Origin of the sequence: Streptomyces sp. NPDC055955 (genome assembly GCF_042270245.1) — a bacterium.
Classification (GTDB): domain Bacteria; phylum Actinomycetota; class Actinomycetes; order Streptomycetales; family Streptomycetaceae; genus Streptomyces.
Genome location: NZ_JBHJYS010000006.1, coordinates 127,063 through 146,673, shown reverse-complemented (window position 1 = coordinate 146,673; position 19,611 = coordinate 127,063). Strand labels below are relative to the sequence as shown.

Annotated in this window: 18 protein-coding genes; 9 read left to right on the top strand and 9 right to left on the bottom strand. The window is 73.2% G+C overall.

Going from position 1 to position 19,611, the window contains the following annotated elements; genetic code table 11:
• The 7 genes from ACFC96_RS14275 to ACFC96_RS14245 form a co-directional block, all read right to left on the bottom strand.
• Positions 1-870: a carbohydrate ABC transporter permease gene (locus ACFC96_RS14275; protein ID WP_376263058.1), complete on the bottom strand. Its 870-nt coding sequence runs from the start codon at positions 868-870 to the stop codon at positions 1-3.
• Positions 867-1,808 carry a carbohydrate ABC transporter permease gene (locus ACFC96_RS14270; RefSeq protein ID WP_376612442.1) on the bottom strand — a complete coding sequence of 314 codons (942 nt, stop codon included), beginning with the start codon at positions 1,806-1,808 and terminating at the stop codon, positions 867-869. Before ACFC96_RS14270 ends, ACFC96_RS14275 begins: the two co-directional genes overlap by 4 nt.
• Complete coding sequence (locus ACFC96_RS14265) at positions 1,805-3,163, bottom strand: extracellular solute-binding protein (protein ID WP_376263063.1); 1,359 nt, start codon at positions 3,161-3,163, stop codon at positions 1,805-1,807. The genes ACFC96_RS14270 and ACFC96_RS14265 overlap by 4 nt, the downstream gene beginning before the upstream one ends.
• A gap of 156 nt (positions 3,164-3,319) precedes the next feature.
• On the bottom strand, positions 3,320-4,168 hold the full coding sequence (locus ACFC96_RS14260) for an SMP-30/gluconolactonase/LRE family protein (protein WP_376612440.1): 849 nt from the start codon (positions 4,166-4,168) through the stop codon (positions 3,320-3,322).
• Positions 4,165-4,941: an IclR family transcriptional regulator gene (locus ACFC96_RS14255; protein WP_376612438.1), complete on the bottom strand. Its 777-nt coding sequence runs from the start codon at positions 4,939-4,941 to the stop codon at positions 4,165-4,167. Before ACFC96_RS14255 ends, ACFC96_RS14260 begins: the two co-directional genes overlap by 4 nt.
• Positions 4,942-5,165: 224 nt before the next feature.
• Positions 5,166-6,458, bottom strand: a complete 1,293-nt coding sequence (locus ACFC96_RS14250; RefSeq protein WP_376263072.1) for a helix-turn-helix domain-containing protein — start codon at positions 6,456-6,458, stop codon at positions 5,166-5,168.
• 3 nt (positions 6,459-6,461) lie between these two features.
• A complete protein-coding gene (locus ACFC96_RS14245; RefSeq protein WP_376263073.1) occupies positions 6,462-6,614 on the bottom strand; it encodes a hypothetical protein in 153 nt (50 codons plus the stop codon).
• A gap of 187 nt (positions 6,615-6,801) precedes the next feature.
• Between ACFC96_RS14245 and ACFC96_RS14240 the strand changes: the two genes are divergently transcribed.
• The 9 genes from ACFC96_RS14240 (at position 6,802) to ACFC96_RS14200 (ending at position 17,924) form a co-directional block, all read left to right on the top strand.
• Entirely contained in the window at positions 6,802-7,812 is a 1,011-nt protein-coding gene (locus tag ACFC96_RS14240; RefSeq protein ID WP_376612436.1) for a DUF3068 domain-containing protein, read from the top strand.
• 271 nt (positions 7,813-8,083) lie between these two features.
• Positions 8,084-9,235, top strand: coding sequence for a glycosyltransferase family 4 protein (locus ACFC96_RS14235; RefSeq protein WP_376612434.1), 1,152 nt, complete (start codon positions 8,084-8,086; stop codon positions 9,233-9,235).
• Positions 9,232-9,981: a class I SAM-dependent methyltransferase gene (locus ACFC96_RS14230; protein WP_376266029.1), complete on the top strand. Its 750-nt coding sequence runs from the start codon at positions 9,232-9,234 to the stop codon at positions 9,979-9,981. Before ACFC96_RS14235 ends, ACFC96_RS14230 begins: the two co-directional genes overlap by 4 nt.
• Entirely contained in the window at positions 9,978-14,108 is a 4,131-nt protein-coding gene (locus ACFC96_RS14225) for an alpha-(1->3)-arabinofuranosyltransferase family protein (RefSeq protein ID WP_376612432.1), read from the top strand. The genes ACFC96_RS14230 and ACFC96_RS14225 overlap by 4 nt, the downstream gene beginning before the upstream one ends.
• Positions 14,105-15,403: a condensation protein gene (locus ACFC96_RS14220; RefSeq protein ID WP_376612430.1), complete on the top strand. Its 1,299-nt coding sequence runs from the start codon at positions 14,105-14,107 to the stop codon at positions 15,401-15,403. Before ACFC96_RS14225 ends, ACFC96_RS14220 begins: the two co-directional genes overlap by 4 nt.
• The gene (locus ACFC96_RS14215; protein WP_376612428.1) at positions 15,400-16,131 is read left to right on the top strand and encodes a class I SAM-dependent methyltransferase; all 732 of its coding nucleotides are present in this window, start codon (positions 15,400-15,402) and stop codon (positions 16,129-16,131) included. The genes ACFC96_RS14220 and ACFC96_RS14215 overlap by 4 nt, the downstream gene beginning before the upstream one ends.
• Before the next feature lie 14 nt (positions 16,132-16,145).
• The gene (locus tag ACFC96_RS14210; RefSeq protein WP_376612693.1) at positions 16,146-17,075 is read left to right on the top strand and encodes a hypothetical protein; all 930 of its coding nucleotides are present in this window, start codon (positions 16,146-16,148) and stop codon (positions 17,073-17,075) included.
• Positions 17,062-17,292, top strand: a complete 231-nt coding sequence (locus ACFC96_RS14205) for a Trm112 family protein (RefSeq protein ID WP_100591888.1) — start codon at positions 17,062-17,064, stop codon at positions 17,290-17,292. The genes ACFC96_RS14210 and ACFC96_RS14205 overlap by 14 nt, the downstream gene beginning before the upstream one ends.
• A gap of 32 nt (positions 17,293-17,324) precedes the next feature.
• Complete coding sequence (locus ACFC96_RS14200; RefSeq protein ID WP_376612426.1) at positions 17,325-17,924, top strand: hypothetical protein; 600 nt, start codon at positions 17,325-17,327, stop codon at positions 17,922-17,924.
• On the opposite strand, the gene ACFC96_RS14195 is transcribed toward ACFC96_RS14200, so the two are convergent.
• Both ACFC96_RS14195 and ACFC96_RS14190 read right to left on the bottom strand, forming a co-directional pair.
• The gene (locus ACFC96_RS14195) at positions 17,914-18,816 is read right to left on the bottom strand and encodes a RimK family alpha-L-glutamate ligase (protein ID WP_376612424.1); all 903 of its coding nucleotides are present in this window, start codon (positions 18,814-18,816) and stop codon (positions 17,914-17,916) included. The two genes, ACFC96_RS14200 and ACFC96_RS14195, sit on opposite strands and share 11 nt — an antisense overlap.
• Before the next feature lie 73 nt (positions 18,817-18,889).
• Complete coding sequence (locus ACFC96_RS14190; RefSeq protein WP_376266013.1) at positions 18,890-19,600, bottom strand: FadR/GntR family transcriptional regulator; 711 nt, start codon at positions 19,598-19,600, stop codon at positions 18,890-18,892.
• Positions 19,601-19,611 lie beyond the last annotated feature (11 nt).

Sequence of the window (19,611 nt, the reverse complement as noted above, 5' to 3'; positions counted from 1 at the left end):
TTATTGGCCGGCCAGGCCCGTGTGGGCCACGCCGCTGACGATCTGGCGCTGGAAGAAGACGAAGACGACGATCAGGGGCAGGCCCGCCATCAGGCCGCCGGCCATCAGCTGGGCCCACTGGATCCCATACGAGTTCATGACGGTCGCGATGCCGTTCGGCATGGTCATCAGGTCGGGGTTGTTGGTGACCATGTACGGCCACAGGAAGTTGTTCCACGACGCGATGAAGGTGAAGATGCCCACCGCCGCGAGCGAGGGGCGGGCGAGCGGCACGACGACGGTGAAGAAGACCCGCCACCGTCCGGCGCCGTCGATGAACGCGGCCTCCTCCAGCTCCTTGGGGACGCCCTGGAAGAACTTGTAGAGGATGTAGACCATCGCGGCCGGCGCGCACTGCGGCAGGATCATGCCCCAGTACGTGTCGACCATCCCCATCTGCTGGACGGTGGTGAACAGCGGGACACCGAGGACGGCGGGCGAGACCATCAGGCCCGCCATCACCACGCCCATCAAGGCCGGCTTGCCCCTGAACTCGGTGCGGGCGAAGCCGTATCCGGCGAGCGCGCTCACGAGCAGCACCACGGCGGTCACGCACACCGAGACGACGAGCGAGTTCACGAACCAGTCGGTGATGTTGCCGGTGTCGAAGAGGGCCTTCCACGCCTGGCCCGTCCAGTGCTCCGGCAGCCAGTGCGTCGGCACCTCGACGGCCTCGGTCTCCGACTTGAGGGAGGTGAACAGGGCCCAGGCGAGCGGCGCCAGGAAGACGACGGAGACGGCGACGCCGATGAGGGTGAGCACGATCTGGCCCGGTGACCAGGCGCTGTGCGTACGGGACTTGACACGGATCTGCGCGGCGTCGGTGGTCATCGGCCGCCCTCCTCACGGTTGCGCAGCAGCCACATCCGCGCGAGGGCGACGGCCGCGATGATCACGAAGAAGATGATGGAGATGGCGGAGGCGTAGCCCACGCGATAGCTGGTGAAGCCCTCTTCGAGCGTGTACTGCACGAAGGTGCGGGTCGACCCCTCCGGCCCCGGGCCGAAGTCCTGCATCACGACGGCCTGGTCGAAGACCTGGAGCGAGGCGAGGATCTGGAGCGCGATCACGAGACCCGTGATGTTGCGCAGCATGGGCAGGGTGATGTGGACCATGCGGTGCCAGCCGTTCGCGCCGTCCAGCTTGGCGGCCTCGTAGAGGTGCGCGGGGATGCCCTGGAGCGCGGCGAGGTAGAGCAGGAAGCTGAAGCCGACCGTCCACCACAGGGTGGTGATGACGACGGCGAGCATCGCGTACGACGTGTCGGTCAGCCACGGCGTCTCGAGACCGAAGAGGTAGTTGACCATGCCCGTACCGGGGTTGAACAGCCACTGCCACAGGTTGCCCGCGACGGTGGAGGGCAGCAGGAACGGCATGAAGAAGCACAGCCGCCACAGCCACTTTCCGCGCTCGATGTGGTGGGCGAGCATCGCGAGGAGGAAGGCGAGGACCGTGATGCACGGCACGACGAGCAGCGTGAAGTAGGCGCTGTGGCCGAGCGAGTCCCACATCAACTGGTCGTGCAGGGCCTCGCGGTAGTTGTCGAGGCCGATGAAGCCCGCGCCGTCGCCGGAGATGTTGGCGTCCGTGAAGCTGAGGTAGACGCCGCGCAGCAGGGGCCAGATCACGAAGAGCGCGAACAGGACCAGGAACGGGGCGACGAACCAGCCCCCGTGCTGGAAGCCCTGCTTGCGGCGGGCCGTGGCGCTGTCGGCGGCAGTTCTCGCGCGGGCGGGCGCGAGGACGGTCTGTGGGCTGGTCGTCGTCATGCGACCGCACCTCCCTGCGCTGCGGTTCTGCCGTCCATGGGGTTCTTCATGGCGAGGAGCTGGGCCAGCGTGCTCTTCATGCGGCGGGCGGCGGCCTCCGGCTTGGCGGAGCCCAGCATCGAGGACGCGGCGATCGGCCCGACGCGCTGGGCGAGGATGCCGGTGGAGCCCGCGAACCACACCTTCGGCTCGGTGGCCTGGTGGTTCATCGCGGAGACGTACTCGTTCTGCGGTTCGAGCTTCTTGTACGCGGCCGTGGACAGCGTCGGCGTATAGGCGGGGATGTGGCCGCCGGCGGCCCACTGCTGTGCGTGCCTGACGACGTAGGCGGCGAGTTGGTGGGCGGCCTCGTTGGCGGGGCCGCCGCGGTCGGACTGGTGCGGCAGGACGAAGGAGTGCGATTCGGCGTGGGTCGCCCGCTTGCCGAAGACGGGCGGCAGCGGGGTCGCGCCGTACTCGATCTTCGCCCCGGAGAACACCGGCACCGACCAGTTGCCCTCCCAGCAGAACGGGGAGCCGTTGATGAACTGTTCGGCGCCGGCGGCGCCCGCGAAGCCCGGGTTGGAGTACCCGTCGGTGATGTGCCGGCGCATGAACTCCAGGACCTGGGTGGCCTTGTCGGTGTCGAAGGTGACCTCGGAGTCGGCGGCGTTGAACCAGGTGCCGCCGAGCTGGGTGTAGAAGGCGACGAAGAACCACCACTGGAAGTTCTGGTCGTTGGCCCACAGACCGATGGTCTGCAGCCCCTTCTTCGTGGCCTTCTTCGCCTTCTTGAGCACGTCGAACCACTCGTCGGTGGACGTGACCGGCACGATCCGCCCGTCGTCGCCGAGCAGGCCCGCCCTCTTGAGTACGTCCTTGCGGTAGAAGCAGAGCTGGACGTGGATGTCGAGCGGGAGGGCGTAGAGCTTGCCGTCGATGACGGCGCGCTTCCACAGCGCCGGGTTGAAGTCGGCCTCCTTCACGCCGTACTTGGCGAGCAGGCCGACGTCCCAGGGGTCCAGGAGGCGGCCGGGCGAGAACCCGGTGACGCGGCCCAGGTGCATGACGCCGAGGTCCGGTGCGCGGTTGCCCGCCGCTGCCATGGCGAGCTTGGTGTAGAAGGGGCTGCCCCACTGGAGGGTCGAGTCCTTCACGTCGATGCCGGGGTGTTCCGCACGGAAGGAGTCCAGCATCGCGATCATGTTGTAGCCGTCGCCGCCGCTGAAGAGGTTCCAGTAGCGCACGCGTGTGCTCGCGCTGGAGGCGAGCGCGTCGGCGCCCGTGCCGAGTGCCGCAAAGCCGAAGCTGCCCGCCACCGTCAACCCGCCGAGTCCGGCCAGGAGTTGCCTGCGGTTCAGGCCAGGTCGTCCCATTCCCTGCCCTTACTGTTCGATATACCGAATGGTGCCCGTAACTTCGAACGGGACCGTAGGTTCGGGACGCGACGGCGTCAATGGGTTGCGCAACAGAAAGGTGCGGGACCCCCACCGGAGTGGGGGTCCCGCACCTTCCGGGCACTCGGTCCGGGCTCAGCCTCCGAACGCGGGCTGGGCCAGACCATGGCCCATGCCGCGCAGGACGAGCAGCGAACCGGCGTACGGGGACGGGACGTCGAGGCCGACGCGGGCCGACGTGACGTACAGGTCGGTGAGATCCGCGCCGCCGAAGGCACACGCGGTGGGGCGCTTCACGGGCAGCTCCACGACGCGGTCGAGCGCGCCGGACGGGGTGTAGCGGCGCAGCGCCGAGCCGTCCCAGAGGGCGACCCACACACAGCCGTCGGCGTCGACGGTGAGCCCGTCCGGATGGCCCGCACCTTCCTCGACGACCGCGAACTCCCGCCGCCGCACAGCCTCTTGACCGTCCACGTCAAAGACGTCGATGCGCCGCGTCGGGGTGTCGATGTAGTACATGAGCGTGCCGTCGGGGCTCCACCCCGTGCCGTTGCTGACCGTGACGTCGCCAAGGATCTCGGTCGCGGCGCCGTCGGCGGCGATCCGCACGAGGTTGCCGCCGCCCGGCGTCTCGTCGTACGCCATGCTGCCCGCCCAGAGCGAGCCGTCCGGGGCGATCGCCGCGTCGTTGCCGCGCCGCCCGGGCACGGGGTCGCGGTGCAGCCAATGGAAGTCGGCGCCGCCGGGACCGTACAGGCCGATGCCGTCCCGGAGGTTGACGACGAGTCCCGCGCCGCCCGCCCGGGGCTTGGCCGCGCCGACGTGCTGCTCGGTGACCATGACCGTGCGGCGCCCGGTCGCGGGGTCGTAGGTGTGGACCCGGCTGCCGAGGATGTCCACCCAGATCAGCCGGCCGGCCTCCGCGTCCCAGGTGGGGCCCTCCCCGAGCGTGGCCTCCGCCCGGACGGCCACCTCCGGCCTCATCGGCCGGCCCCCCGGTACCCGAGCCGCTCCGACAGGTCGGCGGCGCCCTTCACGGCGAGCTGCGCCAGCTCGTCCTCGCGGGGCGCGCTCCAGCGGATCATCGGCACCGACACGGAGAGCGCGGCGACCACCCGTCCGGAACGGTCGCGCACGGGGGCGGCGACGCAGCTGACGTCCGGGTTGGACTCGCGGCTCTCGACGGCGACGCCTCGCTCCCGGATGCCGGCGAGGGCCTCGCGCAGGAGGGCGGGGTCGGTGATGCTGTTCTCCGTCATCGCCACCAGCTCGGCGTCGTCCGGGACGCGGGCCGCCAGTTCGGGCTGCGGCAGCGAGGCGAGGAGCATCTTGCCGACGGAGGTGCAGTGCGCGGGCAGCCGGCGCCCCGCGGCGGAGACCATCCGCACGGCGTGGGTGCTGTCGACCTTCGCGATGTAGATGACGTCGGTGTCCTCGAGGATCGCCACATGCACGGTCTCGTCGCAGGTCTCGGCGACCTCGCGGGCCACCTGCTGGCCCTCGGCGGCGAGGTCGAGCTGCTCCGCGTACCGGCTGCCGAGCTGGTACGGGCGCACCCCGAGGCGGTAGCGGCCGGGCTCGCCCGGCACCGTCACGATGTAGGAGCGGGCGGCCAGCGTCGTGACCAGCTCGTGCACGGTGGTGCGGGGCAGCTGGAGCTTGCGGACGATGTCCGGGGCGGACAGGGTGCCGTCCCCGTCCAGGAACAGCTCGAGTATGTCGAGAGCCCGGGTCACGGCGGGTACGAGACGCCCCACGGCCGGCCCCCCTTCTCTTATGTTCGAAATTTCAACAGTCGGTCGGTATCGCGAACATAGGCTACTCACAGCAGCGTTGACCGGGCAATGGGCCCGCAGATTGCCTCCGCGCACGGGAGCGCGCCCTTGTGACGCCGCTCACGCCTGGGCCCGGTGCCGGACCCGTGGGCGGTCGACCGCGAGGGCCGGCGGGCCCGCCGGCGACCGGCGGGCCGAAGGGCCGGTCACGGCCCGCCGCGCAGATCCCTCAACCGCCGTGCCCGCAGTACCAGTTCCAGCTCGAAGCGACGGTCCGGGTCGTCGATCTCGTCGCCCCACAGCTCGCGGATCTGACGCAGCCGGTAGCGGACGGTCTGCGGGTGGACGCCCAGCCTGGCGGCCACCTCGGGTGCGCCGCCGCGCGTCTCCAGCCAGGCGAGGAGGGTGTCGGCCATGCGGCGGGCGTGGGTGGGGCCGCAGTGGGCGAGGGGCGCGAGCGCGCGGCGCGACAGGTCGTCGATGAGTTCCTCGGGCTGGAGCAGCACGAGGGCCTGGGTGTGTTCGGTGCAGTGGAGCACCTCGCCCGCCGGGAGCAGCCCGCGCTCCACGAGCCGGACCGCGGCCTCGGCCCAGCGCAGGGACTTCGCCGCGTCGGGCAGCGGCACGGGCGGGCCGATCGCGCCGGACCAGCCGGCCATGGCGCGGCGCAGGAGTTCGGGGCGGCCCGCCGCGTCGGGGTCGGGCACGACCATGCGGGGCTGCTCGGTCTCCATGTCGAGGAGCACGCCCTGCCCGACGGCGGGCGCGACGGCCTCGCGCGCGGGGCGCAGCAGGACTCCGACGGAGACCCGGCGGGGCAGGGGCCAGCCGATCCGCGCGGCCCGTTCGGCGAGCGCCCGCGCGGGGTCGGGCGGGGCGGCGGCGCCGCGTTCGGGGTGGTCGGTGTGCCCGGTCCGCTCGGTGAGCAGCAGGTCGATGAGTTTGCGCTGGAGGCGCAGGCGTTCGCCGGCCTGCCGGGCGGCGGCCTCGGCATAGCCGCGTACGGACTGGTCGACGAGTCCGTCGAGGTACTCGAACCCCGACTCGGCGAGTTCGTACATGGCGGGGGGCGGGATGAGGGCCCGCTGGCCGAGTTCGGCGAGGCGGCGCCAGGCCAGGCGTACCCCGAGCCGGTACATGGCCTGGAGGGAGTCGAGGCTGCGGCCGTGCAGGCTCTGGCCGCGGCCGAACTCCTGGAAGACGGCCGGATGGGAGCGCGGCCGGTCCTCCGCGTCGGCGAGCTGGAGCTGCACGAAGCCCTCGATGGCTCTGCGGATGCCGACGAGCGCCATGGGCTCGCCGGACTCGTCGAGCACGAGGGGTAAGTGGGGGTATTCGCGGCGGATCTCCCGAAGGATGTCCTCCGCGAGGGCGGGCGCCTCGGCCATGGCGAGCCCGGCGAACCGCCTCACCTGGAGCCGGGGCACATCGCGCCAGGCCGACCGCTCGGGCCGCACGGCGCTGTCGGCGGCAGGGCCGCCCGACGGAACGGGGGGCACTCCTCAGCGCTCCCGGCCGGCCGTCTCGTACGTCACGAGCGGCACGTTCGGCTGGTCCGGGGTGGCGTTCAGGAGGGCGATGACGCCCAGGCAGGCGCCGAGGGCGAGCAGGGCACCTGCCGCGACGGTCAGGGCGGCGGCGAGCAGTCGGTTCATCGCAGGGTCAGCCTCTCGTTCTGGAGGTCGAATCCCCACCCGTGCGCAGCGCGTGCCGGGCCCCGTTCCGGCAAGTGCCCAGTCTCCGCAATGCATTGACACTCCGTCAAGGGTGCGCCTACGGTTCCCGGCCCTAGTCGCGTTGCGCCCGCACCAGACCTCCCTCCCCCACCTCCAGGAGTGCCGGATGCGTCGTACAGCTTCACCATTCTCCCTGCTCACACTGGGTCTCGGCGCGTTCCTGCTCGCCCTGGCCCCGCTGCTCGCGTGGTACGTCGAGCCCCGCGCCGAACGCACCCCCGTCGACGTCGACACGACGACCGTGTTCACCGGAAACGGAAGCTACTTCGACACCGGCGCGGTGAAGACCGTGCACGGCAGGAGGATCACCGTCACACGCCAGGTGCGCGGCGACGTGGCCGCGTCCGAGAAGAGCGGCCGGGCGGTGTGGGACGTGTCCACGTCCGTCGACACCGACGCGTCGCTGCCCGCGGCGGACCCGCACGACGCGCTCCAGTGGACCCTGGAGCGCTGGGTCACCGACCGCAGGACCAACGCGCCGGTGCACTGCTGCGGCGAGCAGCCGTCCTTCGAGGGCGAGGCGTACCTCAAGTTCCCCTTCGACGTGCGAAAGCGCGCCTACCGCTGGTGGGACGACACGCTCGGCGCGACGGTCACGCTCTCCTACCGGGGCACGAAGAGGATCCAGGGCTACGAGGGCTACCGCTTCACCGGCACCGTCCCCGCCACGAGGACCGGGTCACGTCTGGTGCCCGGGACGATCGTGGGACAGCCGAAGCGGAATCAGGTGCTGGCCGAGGAGTGGTACGCGAACCACGGCATCGAGCTGGTCGCCGATCCGAGGACGGGCCGGATCGTCTACGCGGCGATCGGCCCGCGCAAGACGCTGCGCGCCCCGGGTTCGGCGAAGGACGCGGTGGTACTCCTGGACAGCGAGAGCATCGCGTTCACCCCGGCCACGCAGCGGCAGCAGGTCGCTCTCGCCGGCGACGACAGCGGCCGGCTCCGCCTCCTCGGCACGACGCTCCCGCTCGGGGCGGGCTCGGCCGGCCTGGTGCTCGCGGCACTGGGTGCCGTGTGCGTCGTCCGGGGCAGGGGCGGACGGGGCGGTAACGACGGGAGCGAGCCGTCGAATCCCGATTCGTCCCCAACAGTGCTGGAACCCTCCACGATGTGATGAGACGTCAGCTCAGGAAAGCTGAGAATTTGTCACCTCGGTGAGTAGCCGCATCGAACAGCTCGGCGAAAACTGTCCCACCCCACCCCCCGCACAGTTCATGCACGGCCCCCGCACAGCCCCGGCACAGCTCCTTCGCCACAGCCGCCCCGGCACCCCGTTCCGCAGCCTGGGCCCGTCCCCCTGACGGCGTCCGCAAAGGCTTCGTCCCTGAACGCTCCGCGCCCTTCCCCCCACACAGTTCCGCACCCCGAGACGAGTTGGAGCACCCATGCCCCAGCACGTGCCCACCCCCCTGCGCACGCCCCACCCCGGCGACGCACGTCCCCACCCGGCGCTTCCCCCGCCGCCGCGCCGGATCGTCTTCCTCGCCCACCGCGACCTCGGCAACGCGGCTGCGGGCGGCTCCGAACTCCTCGTCGACCGGCTGGCCGACGGGCTGACCCGCCTGGGCCACGAGGTGACGCTGCTGTGCGGCGGGCCCGCCGCGTTCCGCGACTACCGCGTCGTGTCGGCCGGCGGCGACCTCGGCCACTACCTGCGGGCGCGCTCCGCGTTCGCGCGCCAGGTCGGCGACTGCGACCTGCTCGTGGAGGTGTGCAACGGCATGCCGTACCTCGCGCCGCTGTGGCACCGCGGCCCGACGCTGCGCCTGGTCAACCACGTCCACACCGATCTGTGGCGCATGCGCTTCGGCGGGCCGCTCGCGCCGGCCGCGCGGCTCGGGCGACGACTGGAGCACTGGGCGCTCTCCGGCGCCGAGCGCCGCGGTCTGCTGGTGGCCGTCTCGCCGTCGACGGCTGCCGCGCTGCGGGCACTCGGCGTCGAACGCGAACGCATCCGCGTCGTCCACAACGGCGTCGAGGAGCCGGGCCCTCGCGCGGACCGCTCCCGTGAGCCGCTCTTCCTCGCGATGGGCCGGCTCGTCGAGTACAAGCGGATCGATCTGCTGCTGCGCCTGTGGGAGCGGGTGCGGCCGGTCACCGGCGGCCGGCTCCTCATCGTCGGCGACGGACCCGAGCGGGACCGCCTCGAACAACTCGTCGGCCCCGGCGTCGAGTTCATGGGTCATGTCTCCGAGGCGGAGAAGAACCGGCTGCTGTGCGCGGCGTGGCTGCTGCTGCACCCCTCCGCCGTGGAGGGGTGGGGCCTGGTCGTCACGGAGGCCGCCGCGCGCGGGACCCCGGCGATCGGATTCGACGTGCCGGGGCTGCGCGACTCCGTCGAGGACGGCGTCACGGGTCTTCTCGCGCGCGGCGAGTCGTCGTTCGCCGCGGCCTGGTGCGCGCTGGCCCTGTCCGGACAGCGGCGCCGGCTGATGGGCAAGGCCGCCGAGGAGCGCGCCGCGACCTTCCGCTGGGCGCACACGGTGCGGCAGTTCAGAGCCGTGGCCGCCGAGGCGGTGAGGAGCCCCGCGCCATGACGCACTCGACACGGACGTCCCCGCCCGACCCGTCGCTTCGCCGCTCGCTCGCCCTGTTCCGCGCGTTCCTGCGCGAACAGCAGGACCCCGAGGCCTGCTACTCCCTGCTGGCCCGCGACGCCGCCGACCAGGTCGAGGCGGTCTGCGGGGGCGTCGCGGGGAAGGTCGTCGTCGATGTGGGCGGCGGGTCCGGCTACTTCACGCGGGAGTTCCGGCGGCGCGGCGCGCACGGCGTCCTCTTCGAGCCCGACGCGAGGGAGCTGGGCGCGCGGCCCGCCACGCCCGCTGTCGTGGCGGACGGCTACCTGCTGCCGCTCGCCGAGGGCGCTGCCGACGTCACGTTCTCCTCGAACGTCCTGGAGCACGTGGACGACCCGCAGACGTTCCTCAGCGAGCTGGTCCGGGTGACACGGCCCGGCGGGATCATCTATCTCTCGTTCACCAACTGGCTCTCCCCGTGGGGCGGTCACGAGTGGGCGCCCTGGCACTACCTGGGCGCCGACCGGGCCCGCGCCCGCTACCGGCGGCGTACGGGCAGGGCGCCCAAGCACACGCTCGGCGAGAACCTCTTCGCGCATCACATCGGCCCGACGCTGCGCCAGGTCAGGGCCCGTGACGACATCACCGTCGTCTGCGCGCGCTCCCGCTACTGGCCGTTCCTCGCGACGACCGTCGCGAAGGTGCCGGGGGTGCGCGAGTTCGCCACCTGGAACCTCCTCCTCATCCTCCGGCGGTGTTCTCCATGACGAGCACGGTCCAGGCGCCGCCCCCGGCGGCGGCCCGCCCCGCCCCCTCCCGGCCAGGACACGGGCGGGGGCCCCGCTCGCGGCGCTGGCTGCTGGGCTTCTGGGCGACGCTGTTCGTGCTGTTCGTGGCGGTGTCGCCCGGGCGCATGACCTTCGACACGAAGCTGGGTGTCGCGCTCGACCCGTGGAAGTTCCTCACGGACCTGGGCGACCTGTGGCACGACCGGGCGGGCTTCGGCGGGATCTTCGACCAGTACGTGGGCTACTCGTTCCCGATGCTGCCCTACTACGGGCTCGCGCGGCTGACGCACCTTCCGGTGTGGCTGGCCGAGCGGCTGTGGCTGTCGGTCATCGTGACGGTGGCGTTCTGGGGTGCCCTGCGCCTGGCGGAACGCCTGAGGATCGGCAGTCCGCGGACCCGGCTGCTCGGCGCGGTGGCCTACGCGCTGTGGCCGGCGTTCACGATCGTCGTCGGCTCGACGTCGGCGGCCGCCCTGCCGGGCGCGTTCCTGCCATGGGTGCTGCTGCCGCTCACGAACGACCGCACGAGCGCGCGTGTGGCGGCGACGCGCTCGGCGCTCCTCGTCCCGTTCATGGGCGGGGTGAACGCGGCGGCCACGCTCGCCTCCCTCCTCCCGGTGGGTCTCTATCTCCTCTCCCGTCCGGCGGGCCCGCGCCGCCGCAAGCTGATCGCGTGGTGGACCCCGTCGGTGATCCTCGCGACGGCCTGGTGGATCCTGCCGCTGCTCCTCCTGGGCGTGTACGGCGAGAACTTCCTTCCGTACGTGGAAACTTCACAGACCACGACCGCCACCATGTCGGCCGCCGAGTCCCTGCGCGGCGCCGGGAACTGGGTGGCGTACCTGCACTTCGGCGAGGCCTGGCTCCCTGCGGGCTGGACGGTCGCGACGGCGGCCGTGACCGTCGTCGGGTCGGCGCTCGCGGCGGCCTGCGGGCTCGCCGGGCTCGCCCGCCGCGACCTGCCGGAACGCCGCTGGCTCGTCCTGACGGTCCTCACGGTCGCGCTGATCACCCTCGCGGGCTACGGCGGCGCGCTCGGCGCGCCCTTCCACACCACGGTGCAGTCCTGGCTGAACGGCGGCCTGGTCCCGTTCCGCAACATCTACAAGTTCCAGACCGGCCTCGGGCTCACCCTGGCCTTCGGACTGATGCATGTGACGGCGGTCGCGGCCGAGCCGCGCGGCGCCCGCCCCCTGCGCCACCGCCGGTTCGCGCCCCTCGTGGCGGCGGTGCTGATCCTGCCGGGTCTCGCCTGGCCGTACCTCAACGGCTCGATCCTGCAGCCGGGTTCGTTCCGCTCCCTGCCCGCGTACTGGGACACCACGGCGCACTGGCTGAAGAAGCACTCGCCCGACTCACGTGCCCTCGTCGTGCCCGCCACCGCGCACGGCATCTACACCTGGGGCTCCCCCATCGACCAGCCCCTCGACGTCCTCGCCGACTCGCCCTGGGCACAGCGCGACTTCGTCCCCTTCGGCACGCCCGGCAACCGCCGCGCCCTCGACGCCGTCGAGCAGGCCCTGACCACGGGCGGTGAAGTTCCCGGTCTCCAGGACTACTTGAGCCGGGCGGGCCTGCACTACGTCGTCGTCCGCAACGACCTCGACCCCGACCAGCTGGGCTACGTACCGACCGCGACCGTCGAGCGCACCCTGGAGGAGTCCGGGTACCGGCGCGTCACCGGGTTCGGGCCCGTCACGACCGGCGGGCGCATCGCCGAGGGCACCCCGCTCCAGGTCGAGGGGCTCTATCCGCGCCGGCGCGCGGTGGAGATCTACGCACCCGGCACTGCGCGGCGCCCCGGCCGGGCCGCCCTGCTGCCGGTCTCCGGCACGGCGGAGGTGAGCGGCGGCCCCGAGTCGCTCCTGCCGCGGTCCGCCGACCCGGCGATGCGCGGCAGGCCCACCGTCCTGGCCGGCGACAACCACCCGGGCACCGGGACGCCCGCGCTGCGCACGGCCGGTGACGGCCTTCGCCGCGCCGACACCCGCTTCGGCCTGGTCGGCTCCAACACCTCGTACACGTACACGCCGACCGAGCGGAACTCGCCGGGCAGCACGCAGGACCCGGGGGCGAAACCGCGGCAGATCCTGCCAGGTGAGGGGATCCGCCATCAGACGACCGCCGTGCTGCGCGGCGCCGCGCGGGTCACGGCGTCGTCGAGCGGGAACTGGCTGTTCCACCTGCCGCAGTACGACCCGGTGAACGCGTTCGACGGGAACCCCGACACGGCATGGGCGGAGGGAACACCGGGCACGCCCGACGGGCAGTGGCTGCGGATCGCGTTCTCCTCGAAGACACCCGTGCCCGGCACGCTCCAGGTGACTCCCCTGCCGCAGGAGGGAGTCAGGGCCGCGCCGACCCGGATCCGCATACAGACGGAATCCGGCTCGGCCACCTCCACCCTCCAGCCGAACGGCAGGCGCCAGACCGTCAAGGCCGCCGCGGGGAGCAGCGGTTGGCTGCGGATCACGATCCTGGGCGCGCAGGCGGGCCACACAGGTCTCGCGGGCGCGGGCTTCTCCGACATCGACATCCCGGGCGTCCGGGTGACCCGGCTGCTTCGGCTGCCCCAGGACTCCACGGACGCACAGCAGTTCAGCTTCCACGCGACCACCGGGGAGCCGAGCCTCGGGCGCCGGTTCACGACCGCCGAAGACGGCACGTACACCCTCAGGGCGAGCGCGCGGCCCGCTCCGGGCGACGCGTTCGACAAACTCCTCTACGAGGTGGCGCCCGATCAGCGCCGCCGCATCACGGCCACCGCGGACTCCACGTCCGCGCTCGGCGGCGACCTGTCGGCCCGCAATCTCACGGACGGCGACCTGACGACGGCGTGGATCGCGGGCGACCGGCCCACCATCCATCTGCGCTGGCCGGACAAGCAGCCGGTGGGAGAAGTCGTACTCGCCGCCGCCGGCGGCCTCTCCACCCGCCCCGAGAAGATCGAGATCAGCTCGCCGGACGGGGCGGCCGTGGCGGGCGTCGACGAGAACGGCGTCGCCCGCTTCGACCCGATCACCACGGACCGCCTGGACATCACCGTCACCGCGACGGCGCCCCTCACCGTCCACAACCCGGTGGCGGACGCCGATCTGCAACTGCCGGTCGGCCTGACGGAGGCGTACCTCCCGGCGCTCGACCGGTACCGCACGCCTCAGCCGTCCCCCACCCGCACGTTCAGCCTGCCGTGCGGCAAGGGCCCGGACGTCACGGTCGACGGCACACGCCACCGGACCGGCGCGAAGGGGACGGTCAGGGACCTAGTGGAGCGCCGCCCCATCGCCGTGACCCTGTGCGGGCAGGCCGCCCCCGCGTCACTGACGCTCCCCGCCGGCACCCACACCCTGGAGACTGAGCAGGACAAGGGCCCCCTCCGCCTCGCCGACGCCACCCTCACCCGTACCGACGCACCCTCCACCACCCCGCCCGCCGGCCGCGCCCTGCGCGTCCGCGACTGGCAAGGCGACCGCAGGGAGGTGAGCGTCGGCACCGGCCCCGCCACCTACCTGACGACGTACGAGAACGTCAACGACGGCTGGAGGGCGACCCTCGACGGCAAGGAGCTGACCCCGTTGCGTCTGGACGGCTGGCAGCAGGGCTTCCTCGTCCCCCAGGGCGCGGGCGGCACCGTGAAACTGAGTTACGAACCGGCGCGGACGTACGAGGCGGGACTGTTCGGCGGGGCCGCGGGCGTGCTCGCGCTCGCCGGGATCACCCTGTTCCGGCGGCGCGCGGCGGCCGCGGAGGCGACGCCGCCCGCACCCCCGCCCGGGCTGCTGCTCGGCACGGTCGCGCTCACCCTGGTCGGCGCGGTGATCGCGGGTCCGCTCGCGCTGCTCGTCCCGGCGCTCGCGCTCGTGGCGTGGCGGCGGCACGCGCTCCTCGTCCCGATCGCGTTCCTGGCGATGGCGGGGGCCGGCGTCGCCGCCGCGACGGGAGCCGGGGAGCCGTCCCGGTCGTCCGCGGGCGCCTTCGGCCCGGTGGCCCAACTCCTGGCGCTGGTCGCCCTGTTCGCGGCGCTGGCGACCACTCAGAGGCCGGCGGGGGCCCCGGCCGAACCGCCGCGGCCGCCCGGCGGCCCCTCTCAGGAAGGATCGGCATGAGCGTGCCGGCCCCCGTCGCGCCGCGGCGCGTCCCGTTTCCCGTGGTCGACGAGGTCGCCCGGCACTGTCTCCAGGACGAGGAGCCCGAGACCGTCCACATCGAGGTCCATCTGCCGGGCTCCCCGGACCCCGCCCGGCTGACGGCCGCTTTCGCCGAGGCGCTGCGCCGCCATCCGCGCGTCCTGATGCGGGAGGCGGCGGGCCCCTGGTACCGGCGGCGCTACGAGTGGGAGCTGACCCACGGACCCGATGTGGACGTGGTCGCCTTCCCGCCGCCGGGACCGGACGCGCTCGAGGAGGCCCGGACGCGCGCGCTGACCCGCACCCCGCCGCTGACCGCGTCGCCGCCGATCCGTCTGGAGGTGGTGCGGCAGCGGGAGGACGGTGCCGCGGTCCTGCTCCTCACCATCAACCACACCGCTCTGGACGGCCCGGCCTGCCTGCGCGTCCTCGCGACGGCGGCCGAGATCTACGGAGGCCACACCCATGCCCCCGGCGCGCCGGCGCCACACCGGGCGCCGCCCGGGGCTCCGGGGCCCGACCTGCGCGGGCCCTCGCCGTGGTCCCCGCCCGCCCGCGTCGCCCCGGGCACCCCGGACACCTCGCCGGCCCTCCCGCCCGGCAACGGCCTCCTCGTCGCGGACCTGCCCGTGCCGCACCGGCCCTCCGGCGCCCCGTACACCGTCAACGACCAGCTCATGGCCGCCACAGCCCTGATGATCACGCACTGGAACAGGGAGCACGGCGCGCGCCCGCGCCCTGTGCGCATCACGATGCCGGTGGACGACCGGCCCCGGGGCGCGGACATGCCCATCGGCAACGGCACCCGCCTCGTCGACGTCACCTTCGAACCGGCGGAGCTGACCTCCACGGGCATCCCTCTCCTGCTGCACCGCACCGCGGTCCGCACCCGCGCGCTCAAGGCCCTCGACCGGCCCCAGCTCGGTCACGGCGCCGCTCTCCTCACCGCCCCGCTCGCCCCGGTCGCCTGGCGCGCCGCGGTCACGCGCGGGCTGCGCAGGGCCGCCGCACCCTGGACGTCGACGACGCTGCTCAGCAACATCGGCCGCGTCCCCTACCCGCTCGACTTCGGCGACGCGGGCCGCGCCCACGCCGTCTGGTTCTCGGCGCCCGCGCGCATGCCGCGCGGCCTGACCGTGACGACCGCGTCCACGGCGGGCCGGCTGCACCTCGCCCTGCGCTGGTCGCGCACCCTGCTCGGGCCGGGCGACGGCGACCGGCTGCGGGACCTGTTCGAGCACTACCTGCACGCGACGCAGGAGGCGACGCCATGACCACCACGTCCGCCCCGCCCGGGCTGCGGGACTTCTACGAGAACCCGGCGACGCCGGTCGCCTCCGGCGCACAGCGCTCCCACCGCCAGGCCCGCGCGCTGGCCGCCGCGCTCGGCCCGCCCGCGCCCTTCCCCGCCACCGTCGTCGACATCGGCTGCGGCGACGGACAGGCCGCGGCCACCGCGGCGCCGCTCCTCGCGGGCCACCGCATCGTCGGCGTCGACTGGTCGCAGGACGCCCTCAAGCGGGCCAGGGCCCGTATCCCGGACGTGGTGCGCGGTGAACTCACCGCGAGCGGGCTGCCGTTCGCGGCGGGAACCGCCGACGCCGTCCTGTTCAGCGAGGTGATCGAGCACCTTGTCGACCCCGATGCCGCGCTCGACGAGATCCGCCGGATCCTGCGCCCGGGCGGCCATCTCATGCTGTCCACGCCGAACCTCGCCGCCTGGTACAACCGGGCGCTGCTGCTCGCCGGGGTGCAGCCCGTCTTCTCCGAGGTCAGCCTGCGCGGCGTGCACGGCCGCCCCGGCAGCGAGGTCGTGGGCCATCTGCGGCTGTACACGGCCCGCGCGCTGCGCTCGTTCGTGGCCGCGGCGGGCTTCGACGTCGTACGGGTCACGGGAGCGCCCTTCCACGGAGTGCCGCGCCCGCTGCGCCCCCTCGACCGGCTCGCCTGCGCGGCGCCGTCCCTCTCCTCGATCCTCCTGCTGCACGCCAGGAAGACGTGAGCGGGATGACCGCCATGGGGTGGGGCGTCGGCGCGGCGCTGCTCGCGAACGTCCTCTACAGCACCGGGTTCGTCCTGGAGAAGCGGGCACTCGCCGGGCTGCCGCAGGTCAGTGTGCGCCGCCCGGCGCACCTGGTGCGCCTGGTCGCCGGCAGCCCCCTGTGGCTCGGTGGCTCCCTGGCCCTGGCCGCCGGGTTCGGGGCACAGCTCGCGGTCTACAGAACGCTGCCCATAGCCGCCGCGCAGGCCATCTTCGTCTCCGGACTCGTCCTCCTGCTGCTCCTGTCCTCGGCGCTCCTCGGGGAACGCACGACGGGCCGGGAGCGGTACGCGATCGGGGCGATCCTCGCCGCGCTCCTCATGGTCGTACTGTCCCTGCGCCAGGGAAGCGACACGGTCGGCAAGGGCGCGCCCGCCGCGCTGATCCTCGGGGTGTGCGTGCCCACGCTCGCGGCCGGGCTCCTCCTGTACGGCCTCGCCGAGCGCAGGACGCGCCGCCGGCACCGCCTCCCGACGACCGGCGTCGAGTACGGGGTCGCGGTGGGCCTGCTCTACGGCGTGAGCTCGCTGGCCATCAAGGGGGTGGCCGGGTGTCTGACCACGGACCGGCTCGGCGCGGCCGCGCGGCACCTGCTGACCTCGCCCTACCCCTATCTCCTGCTGTGCACGGGTGGATTCGGGCTCGTCATGTCGCAGGCGGCGCTCCAGCGGTGCCGCGCCTCCCTGATCGTGCCGGTGTGCTCGACGGTGACGTGCCTGTTCACGGCCGTGCTCGGCACACTCGCGTTCGGCGAGTCACTGCCGCGCGAGCCGGTGCCCCTGACACTGCGACTGACCGGCACGGTCCTCGCCGTGTCCGTCCTGCTCCTCATGCCGAAGCACGACGACCCGCCGCCCCCACCACCCTCGCCCGCCAAGGAGTTGGCCCACCGTGAAGCCCGATGACCCGCTGCTGAGGATTCTGGCCTGCCCGCTCGACAAGGGCCCGCTGCACCTCCTCCCGCCCGAGGAGGACGCTCTCCTGTCGGGCGAGGCGCTCTACAACCCCCGCCTGCGGCGCCGCTACCCGATCGTCGACGGCATCCCTCAGCTTCTGCCCTCGTCGGGCGAGCAGGTCCCGGAGGACGAGCACGAGCGGCTGCTCGATCGGATGTCGCCCTGACGGCGCGGCCGCCGTGCGCGACCATGGACCGTATGTCAGCGCGACGCGGGCCCGCCCCCACCGGTGAGCCGTTCACGGTCACCGACTTCCAGCTGGTCCTGCTGCGCCGCATGGCGGACCACAACCCGGAGCTGGTGGCGGACGCGCGCCGGGAACTCGGCGCGTCGGTGGCGCAGATGCGGGAGGCGAACCGCCGCTACCAGGCCAGGCGCCATGTGAGGGGCCCGCTCACCACGCGGTCCCTGTACCGCTCGCTCCTCGGCGCCCCCGAACAGGCCGTCACCCGGCAGATCGGCGACCTGACCTGCGAGGCCCTCCGATGGCGAGTGCCTCTCTGGCCCGGTCTGCTCTTCGAGGCGCTGGCCGGCCCGAACGGCGCGGTGTGGAACGAGTGGCTGGTCCGGGCCCCCGGCGCGCCCGCCCCCACGCTCCGCACCCTCGACGACCTCGTCCCCTGGTCCTGCACCGTGGACGAGGTGTCCGAGGCGTTCCCGCCGGCCCGCCCGCTGGAGGGCTCGGCGCCCACGCGCTGGGGCCTCGCCTTCGCGGCGCCGGACGCGGAGGGCACGCTTCGGGAGGTGAGGGCGGAGTTCACCTACGGGCTGCTCCAGCGCTGGACGCTCACCGGCTGACTCCGGCGGCCGCCTCGATGATCGCGTCGGCCACGACCGGCAGGGAACCGGGGTGGACCGCCGCGAGGAACAGGTTGGGTTCGACGAGCTCCAGCTCCATGACGCACGGCTGCCCGTCGTTCCCGTCGACCAGGTCGACGCGCGCGTAGAGCAGCTCGGGGGCGCCCGGCACGGCGGCCAGTGCCCGCTGCGCCACGTCGAGTTCGGCGGCCGTGGGCTCCCAGGGCTCCAGCGCCGGGTGGGGCGTCTTGTGCGCGTCGTAGGCCACCCCCTCGGCGAGGACGGCGCCCTTGCGGATGGCGTGCAGGAAGCGGCCGCCGCAGAAGACGACGGCGCGCTCGCCGGTGACGTCGATGTCCGTGACGTAGGGCTGGATCATCGCGGTGAGGCCCGCGTCGTGCATGCTGGCCAGCTGGCGCAGGGCGGTGTCGCTCTCGGCGGGCCGATAACGTGCGGCGAGCCGGGCGCCCGCGCCCGCGGTCGGCTTGATGACGTACGCGCGGTCGGCGGGCAACTCGGGGGTGTCGCCCGGCGCGAAGTAGCGGGTGGGGACGACGGGCACCCCGCGTCCGGCCAGTTCACCCAGGTACCGCTTGTCGGTGTTCCAGCGCACGACGTCCACCGGGTTGGCGAGCCGGGTGAGCGTCGAGCACCGCTCGGCCCACGCGACGAACTCGGCGGCGCGCCAGCTGTAGTCCCAGGTGGAGCGGATGACGGCGAGGTCGAACGAGGCCCAGTCGACCTCGGGGTCGTCCCAGAACACGGTCTCGGCCTCGGCGCCCCGCTCGCTCAGCGCCTTCACGAGCAGCGGCAGGTCCCCGTCGATCTCGATGCCGGGCCGGCTGGTGACCAGGGCGATCCGGCTCGTGCTGCCGTCGGGGGCGTCTGCCACGGGAACTCCATGCGTCGGTACGGTCGTACGAATTACCGCTCCGCAGGCTAACAACCGCCCTGGCGGGTACCGGCTACTCGCCCTCGTCCGGGTCCCAGTCCAGGAGCCGCACCTTCGCCACGGTCCGTACATGGCGGCGCATCGCCGTCGCGGCCTGTGCGGGGCGGCCCGACTCGATCGCTTCGAGGATCGCCCGGTGCTGGGCGAGGGAGCGGGCGGGGCGGCGCGGCTGGCGCAGGGACTCGGTGCGGGACTCGGTGACCTGCTCGGCGATGGACCGCATGAACTCGGCCAGGAGCGCGCTGTGGGCGGCCGCGGTGACGGCCGCGTGGAAGAGCCGGTCGCCCTCGACGCCGTGGCCGCCCTCCTCGATGTCGGCCGCCATGTGGTCGAGCGCCTCGTGCAGTGCGGTGAGGTCCTCGTCGGTGCGGCGCTCCGCGGCCAGCTCGGCGAGCTTGGTCTCCAGGGCCTCGCGGGCCTCCAGGACGTCGGGCAGCCGTCGTCTGCGCTCCACCATGTGCTCGACGGGCTCCGCGTCGAGGCTGTCGCGCATGAGGTACGTGCCGCCGCCGTGCCGGGCCTCCACGAGACCCTGGACCTCCAGGACGACGATGGCCTGCTTCACGGAGGCCCGGCTCACACCGAGGCGGGCGGCCAGGTCGCGTTCGGGCGGGAGGCGGTCACCGGCGCGCAGGCCGCCCTCGGCGACGTAGGCGCGCAGCCGGTCGAGGACCTGCTCGTACAGGCGCGGCCTGGCGGTCATCGGCCGCAGTGCGTCGGTCATGGGGCCCTCCT